The 7162-nt window shown below is 69.9% G+C and carries 6 protein-coding genes and 1 tRNA gene; 5 read left to right on the top strand and 2 right to left on the bottom strand.

Annotation, left to right across the window (positions count from 1 at the left end; all coding sequences use genetic code 11):
- On the top strand, window positions 1-727 hold a 727-nt coding region (locus AC1DKV_RS37015; protein ID WP_477139374.1), incomplete at its 5' end, for an NAD(P)-dependent oxidoreductase.
- A 177-nt stretch (window positions 728-904) separates the two neighbouring features.
- Window positions 905-2818, top strand: coding sequence for an amidohydrolase (locus tag AC1DKV_RS37010; protein WP_441618634.1), 1914 nt, complete (start codon window positions 905-907; stop codon window positions 2816-2818).
- Between the two features lie 129 nt (window positions 2819-2947).
- Here AC1DKV_RS37010 and AC1DKV_RS37005 read toward each other — a convergent pair whose 3' ends face one another.
- Window positions 2948-3904, bottom strand: a complete 957-nt coding sequence (locus AC1DKV_RS37005; protein WP_477139373.1) for an alpha/beta hydrolase — start codon at window positions 3902-3904, stop codon at window positions 2948-2950.
- Window positions 3905-4164: 260 nt separating this feature from the next.
- On the opposite strand from AC1DKV_RS37005, the gene AC1DKV_RS37000 reads away from it, so the two are divergent.
- Together AC1DKV_RS37000 and AC1DKV_RS36995 are read left to right on the top strand one after the other, a co-directional pair.
- The gene (locus AC1DKV_RS37000) at window positions 4165-4524 is read left to right on the top strand and encodes an HNH endonuclease (protein WP_441618630.1); all 360 of its coding nucleotides are present in this window, start codon (window positions 4165-4167) and stop codon (window positions 4522-4524) included.
- Between the two features lie 113 nt (window positions 4525-4637).
- Window positions 4638-4722 (top strand) — tRNA-Leu (locus AC1DKV_RS36995).
- Window positions 4723-4868: 146 nt separating this feature from the next.
- Here the strand turns inward: AC1DKV_RS36995 and AC1DKV_RS36990 are convergent.
- On the bottom strand, window positions 4869-6284 hold the full coding sequence (locus AC1DKV_RS36990; RefSeq protein ID WP_477139372.1) for an MATE family efflux transporter: 1416 nt from the start codon (window positions 6282-6284) through the stop codon (window positions 4869-4871).
- A gap of 267 nt (window positions 6285-6551) precedes the next feature.
- Here AC1DKV_RS36990 and AC1DKV_RS36985 point away from each other — a divergent pair, with 267 nt between their 5' ends.
- On the top strand, window positions 6552-7043 hold the full coding sequence (locus AC1DKV_RS36985) for a MarR family winged helix-turn-helix transcriptional regulator (RefSeq protein WP_477139371.1): 492 nt from the start codon (window positions 6552-6554) through the stop codon (window positions 7041-7043).
- Window positions 7044-7162 lie beyond the last annotated feature (119 nt).

The following is a 7162-nucleotide window of genomic DNA, read 5'->3' as shown; positions in this document are numbered from 1 at the left end:
GCCGTGCGCCACGCCGGCCGAGGCCGCGCGCGGCGCGGCGGTGGTGTTCACCAACGTGACCTCGTCCGAAGACGTGCGCGCGGTGCTGCTGGGCGAGCACGGCGTGATCGAGGGCGCGGCGCCGGGCACCGTCTGCGTGGACCACAGYACCATCTCGCCCATCGTCACGCGCGAGATCGCCGCGCGGCTGGCCGAGCGCGGCATCGAGGCGCTGGACTGCCCGGTGTCCGGCGGCACCGCCGGCGCGCAGGCGGCCAGCCTGACCATCATGGCGGGCGGCAAGGCCGAGGTGCTGGAGCGCGTGCGCCCGTTGCTGGCGCTGCTGGGCAAGACCATCACCCATATCGGCGACAGCGGCGCGGGCCAGGTGGCCAAGCTGTGCAACCAGATCGCGCAGGTGGTGAATATCGAAGGCATCGCCGAGGCCATGCGCTTCGCGCAGGCGCAGCAGGTCGACGGCACCCGCGTGCTGCAGGCCATGGCCACCGGCATGGCGGGCAGCCGCATGCTGGACCTGATGGGGCCGAAGATGGTGGCGCACGACTTCGCCGCCGGCATCGAAGCGCGCCTGCACGACAAGGATTTCGGGCTGGCGGCGGAGATCGCCKGGCAGCTCGGCCTGGCGCTGCCCGCCATGCAGGCCACCTCGCGCCAGCTCGCCACGCTGATGGAGAAGGGCTGGGGCAAGGACGATACGTCGTCCTTGCTACGCGTGCTGGAGGGCTGAGGACCGAAGGCCGGGAGGGCGGGCGGGCGGGCGGGCGGGCGGGAGAGAATTAAACGTTATCGTCGCGCGTCATGAAAGAAATCGACCGGACCTGGCATGGCGCTCTTTCGGCGCGCTCGCGGCCGACAATGGCGCAGCCGCCCGTGGGCGTTCGCTGGCCGCCGCAAGGATCCCGCAATGAAGACTTCCCATCCCGCCGCCAGGGCCGCGCAGGCCCTGGCCGCCGCCCTGCTCGCCAGCGCCTGCGCCCCGCCCGGACCGCCGCCGGTGGTGGCGGACGCGATCTGGCACAACGGGGCAGTCGTGACGATCGATGAGGCGATCCCCGCTGCCGAAGCGGTGGCGTCCAGGGGCGGCAAGATCCTGGCGGTGGGCTCCGCCGCCGAAATCATGCAGTACCGCGGCAGCGCCACGCGCATGAACGATCTCAACGGCGGCACGCTGATCCCCGGTTTTGTCGACGCGCACGGCCATGTCACCATGGTCGGCTTCCAGGCACAGAGCGCCAACCTGCTGCCGCCGCCCGACGGCCCGAATGCATCGATTGCCGAGCTGCAGAAGACGCTGCGCGACTTTCGCCGCCAGTCCCCGATGCCGGCGCACCTCAAGGTCCTGTTCGGCTTTGGCTATGACGACTCCCAGCTCAGGGAAAAGCGCCATCCGACCCGGCAGGACCTCGACGCCGTGGCCACCGACATGCCGGTCGCGCTGGTGCACCAGTCGGGCCATTTCGGCGCGCTCAACAGCCGCGCGCTGGAGATGGCCGGCATCAGCGCCGCGAGCAACGATCCCGACGGCGGCGTGATCCGCCGGCGCCCCGGCAGCCGCGAGCCGGACGGCGTGCTGGAGGAGAATGCCTTCTTCCTCGCGCTGGCCAGGCTGTTCCCCAGGCTTGGCGAAGCCGAGGCCATCGCCATGCTCGCTGCCGGCCAGAAGCTCTACGTCAGCCATGGCTACACCACGCTCCAGGACGGGCGCACCGCCCCGGCCCAGGTCAAGGCCACCATGGCCGCGGCGCAAAAAGGCGTGCTGCAGGCCGACGTGGTGTCCTACCCGGACATCCTGAAGCCCGGCGCGGAGGCCCTCATGCAGGCGCCCTTCTTCCATCCGGTGACGGAGCCGCCCCAGTACACCGGCCACTTCCGCATCGGCGGCGTCAAGCTGACGCTCGACGGCTCGCCGCAGGGCAAGACCGCGTGGCTGAGCCGGCCGTATTTCAAGGTGCCRGCCGGCAACAAGCCGGACTATGCCGGCTATGGCGTGGTGAAGGACGCCGGGGTCTTCGAGGTCTACGACAAGGCGCTGTCGCACCGCTGGCAGGTACTGACCCACGCCAACGGCGACCGCGCCATCGACCAGATGATCACCGCCATGCGCAAGGCCGAGCAGGCCAACCCCGGCGTGGACGTGCGGCCGGTGCTGGTCCACGGGCAGACGCTGCGCAAGGACCAGGTGCCGGAGCTGAAGGCGCTCGGCGTCTTCCCCTCGCTGTTCCCCATGCATACCTACTACTGGGGCGACTGGCACCGCCAGTCGGTGCTGGGACCGCAGCGCGCGGAGAATATCTCGCCGATGAAATGGGTGGTCGATGCCGGCATGCGGGTCAGCTCCCACCACGACGCCCCGGTGGCATTGCCCGATTCCATGCGCGTGCTCTCGGCCACGGTCAACCGCACTACGCGCAGCGGCTTCGTGCTTGGCGCGGGCCAGCGGCTCGATCCGCTGACCGCGCTCAAGAGCATGACGATCTGGGCCGCGTACCAGCACTTCGAGGAAAACACCAAGGGCAGCATCACGCCCGGCAAGCTGGCCGACTTTGCCGTGTTGTCGGCCAATCCGCTGAGCGTGCCGCGCGACACCCTGGCCAGCATCAAGGTGCTGCAGACCTTCAAGGAAGGCAATCTGATCTATGACCGTGCGCTGGCGCAACCGCCCGTGGCTTCGCGCCCCGCGGAATTCGCCATGCATGGCAACCCGGAGCTGGCGCCCGCGGCCGGCCTCGCCTACCCCGCGCAGGGCGATGGCGACCTGCCCGCGGCGCTGGAGGTGATTCTCGACCAGCTCTGGAGCGAACCCGCGAAAGGGAAGTAGCCGCACCCCGATGGCGAAGGTTTGCTGCCCTCTCCCCTGCGATGGGAGGGCGGCGGCAGCCATCTGGCATCGACGCGGCGCCGGCTGGCTCCCCATTCCCGCCTGCGGGGCCTCGGCAGATCAGGCGCCTCAGTCCACCCCGATCATGCGCCGCACTGCCCGCAGCAGCGGGCTGTCCCGCTCGGCGAAATCGTTCACCACGCTGAAATGGTGCTTGCCCGGCATCGGTAAATGCACGGCGCCCGGCACCGATGCATTGGCTGGCCAGGCGGCCCGCAGCAGCGCGCTCTGGCGTTGGTATTCGCCKGATTCCAGTTMGCCCACCGCGGTCACCAGCGGCGCCGCCGTGGCCGGCAGCAGGCGGGCCGGCGACATGCGCGCCACGTCCTGCTCCGACAGGCACAGGTTGGCCAGGAACGGCGCGCGGCGCAGCGGCTCCAGTTCGTGCACGCCGCTGACCGACACCGCGCCCTTGACCAGGTCGGCAGGCAGGTCGGCGCCAAGGCCCGGCCAGTGCGTGGCGAGCATCATCGCCGCCATGTTGCCGCCCACCGAATGCCCCGCGACGAAGATGCGGGACCGGTCGTGCCCGAGCCGCTCCGACTGCCGGTACAGCCAGGCCACGCTGCGCGCCGCCTGCAGCAGGATGGCAGGCACCGCCACCGCCGGTGCCAGCGAGTAGCCGACCACCGCCACCGAGACGCCGCAGCCCGGCAGCGCATTGGCTACGAGGCTATGGTCGCGCTTGTCCAGCGCGCGCCAGTAGCCGCCATGCAGGAACACCAGCAGCGGCGGCGCATGGCCGGCATGGCCGGCATTGCCCGCGTTGCCCTTCGATGCGGCGGCGTGCGCCGGGAAATAGTCCAGCCGCTCGGCCGCTGCGTTCGGGCCGGGCGGGGCATCGGCATAGCTCAGATCTTCGAGCCAGCCGTCGCGCTCGCGCACCTGCCGCGACAGCTCGGCCCACTGGGCCATGTAGGCGGCGTTGTCCGGCACCATGGCCCGGTTGTTGTACTCGCGTTCGAAAAAGGCGGGATCCTGCGACGGCAGCTCTGCGAGGCTGGCGAGGGACGAAGGGTTGGACATAGGTCTCCGGGACGATTGGACCGAGGCCGCCTCTTGTTGTCTTGGCGTAGCGGCCTGCGGGGGAAGAATTTGCCTGCACCGCACGCGCCGGGCAGATCCGGGACGATCCCGGTAGCCCGGCGGGCGCTGCGGCGGCAATAATGCTATCCGAGTTCGCAGGCGGCGTTCCAGCCGGAAGATTCCCGGAATCGGACGGAGACATCCGCCAGTTGCGGCCAGTTGTGGCCGCTTGCGCCTATCCCTCCAGCCACGCCCCGTTCATGGTCGTCAAACGCCATCTGCGCGCCGGTCAGGACCACCAGCAAGGTCCGCCCGCCGGCGCCCCTGCCGCCGCCGCGCCATGCCCCCTGTGCGGACGGCCGCTGGCACCCGGCCCCAGCATCGACCTGCACCACCTCGTGCCACGCAGCCAGGGTGGACGCGACGCCGTGGCCATGCACCGCGTCTGCCACCAGAAGATCCACTCCGTATTCACCGAGGCCGAACTTGCCCGTACTTACCATGACTGGGACCGCCTGCGCGCCCACCCCGCCATGGCCGACTTCATCCGCTGGATCGCCCGCAAGCCGCCCGAATACTACGACCGCAGCCGCGCCACCCGGAGCAGGCGCGGCGACTAGGCTTGCCCGCCGCCCGGCGTCCGGTTGTGGGCGCGCGGGATTTGCGGCATAATTCCCGGCTCAGTGCGCCGCTGGCAAGCCGGTTTCCGGTCCAGGCCGCCGGCATCCACTCCGCCCGGGTGGTGAAACAGGTAGACGCAGGGGACTCAAAATCCCCCGCCGCAAGGCGTGTCGGTTCGAGTCCGACCCCGGGCACCAGATCCAACGAAAAACCCGCAGTGCTTTCGAGCACGGCGGGTTTTTTGTTTTGCGGCGCCGGGCGGCGGCACCGGGGCAGGCCGGCTCCCTTCATGCGCAAGGCACCGGTCGCAGCGGCGCGGCCGCCAGGCCTTGCCCCGCACCTGTCATCGCTTCGCCGGCGCCGCCATCCACGGCACCGCATTGAGCAGTGMGAATACGGCAAAGGCCAGCACCAGCACCGCGCACAGCGCCGCCAGGCTGCTGCCGAAGACTTGCACCACCAGGCTGCTGCCCAGCGCGATCACGACCACCCGGCCGATGCCGGCGATCACGGACCAGCGCATCCGCTTCGCCCCTTGCGAGGCGAAATACAGGGCCAGCCCGCAGCCAAGCAGGCCATAGGCCGGCGCCACGATCCTGRGATACGTGGTGCCGGTGGCGACCGCCTCCGCATCCGTCGAGAACAGGTGCAGCCATGCGGTGGGAAACACGGCCGCGGCCAGCCCGACGACTTCGGTGGCCAGCGCGGCGATACAGGCGCCCTTCCAGGCAACCTCGCGCGCCCGCTCCAGTTGCCCGGCGCCCGTGTTCATGCCGATCATCGCCACCATGCCAGAGCCGACCCCGAACACGATCGGGATCTGCAGGTATTCGATGCGGATGCCCAGGCCAAAGCCGGCCAGCTCCCTCGTGCCCATGGCGGCGACGAATGCCGTCGCCAGCGTGACCGCCAGGTTGGCCGTCGTATTGTTCAGTGCGGCGGCGCCGCCCACGCCAAGGATCTCGGCGAACTGCGACCAGCGAAGCCGGTGCCTGAAACTCAGGCGGAAGCCGCCCCTGCCGCGCAGCAGGCTCCACATGAGCACGACCGTGCMGATGACGTAGTACGCCACAAGTGCCAGCCMCGCGCCCGCGATGCCCATGGCGGGGATCGGGCCAAAGCCGAAAATGAATGCCGGCGACAACACCAGCAGGATGAATACGCCGCCGGTCAGTACTGCCGCCGGCAGCTTCATGTTGCCGGTGCCGCGCAGCACGCTTGCCAGCGTGTTGAGCAGCCAGAGGAAGATCGCGCCCGCGAAGATGGCGTTCGAGTAGGTAAGGGCTGCCTTCAGCGCTTCGCCTCGTCCGCCCATCATCGTATAGATCTGCGCTCCGCCGAGGACCACGACCAGCGTCGACACCAGTCCCAGCACCAGTGCGATCACCACGGCGTGCAGGGCGAGCGACTGCGCGTCTTGCTGGCGCCCTGCGCCGAGCGCGCGCGCAATGGCCGACGAGATGCCGCCGCCGATCCCGCCCGCCGACATCATCTGCACCAGCATGACCAGCGGGAAGACCAGCGCGGCACCGGCCAGCGCCTCCACGCCCAGCCGGCCCACATAGTAGCTTTCAAGGAAATTGGCCGTGGCCTGCGCCAGCATCACCACGACGTTGGGCGCGGCGAGGCGCAACAGCGTGGGCAGGACCGGCGCCCGCAGCATCAGCTCGGTCCGTTGCCGGGCGGCACTGGCGCCGGCCGGCGGGGCCGGGATGGCGGGGCTTGCGGCAGCAGTGGCTTGTGCGAGACGATCATTCATGGGTATTGTCCGGGAACCGTGCATTGCGTCGAGCCCGGGCGCAGGCGAATTCCTCTAGAATTCCCGGCTTGGGGGCAGCCTGTCCCTGCCACTCCGGCCACCCCTGCGGGTATTGCCGGGATGTTTTAATTACAGGCATATGCCACTATATGGATGGTGCCCGCCGCTGTCAACAAGACGGCCTGCCGGCGTTTTCCCTTGGGCGCCGTCAAGCGCACTCTGCGCCACAACTCGATTTCCACCTCCGCGAACGGGCCTGACCTCACCATGAATTCCCCTGCACCGAGCGAGCCGATCTGCAACAACGCCGCACTGCGCCGGGCCGCGCGCCGGCTGGGCCAGCTCTACGACGACGTGCTGGCACCGAGCGGCCTGCGCGCCACGCAGCACGCGCTGCTATCCCAGATCGACCGCGCCGACCGTCCCACCATGCGGGCCCTGGCCKATGCGCTGGTGATGGACCTTTCCGCGCTCGGACATACGCTCAAGCCGCTGGCGCGCGATGGCTATGTCGAACTGGTGCCCGACGAGAATGACYGGCGCAGCCGCCGCGTCAGCCTGACGACGAGCGGCAAGAGCAAGCTGAAGGAGTCGCGGGCGCTATGGAGCGAAGCGCAGGCGCGCTTCGAAGCCTCGCTGGGCCAGGCCGAAGCCAGCGCGCTGCGCGGCGTACTCAACCGCATCGCTTCCCCGGCCTTTGCGTMGGGATTCACGGAGCCCGGCGCCAGCGCCGGCAAGACAGGCCGAACGCCGGCCTGAGCCACACCGCTGCCCGCGCCTCGCGGCAAGCGCCCCCGGCCCGCGGCTGCTCCACGCCCCCTGATCCACGCATGCGCGACCTACGCGCCGGGCGATGCCGCGATGCGCCCGCCATCCAT

It is taken from the genome of Cupriavidus sp. 05T41 (assembly GCF_056396525.1).
Note: the sequence above shows the minus strand (reverse complement) of the source record. Positions and strands in the feature narration are given on the sequence as shown.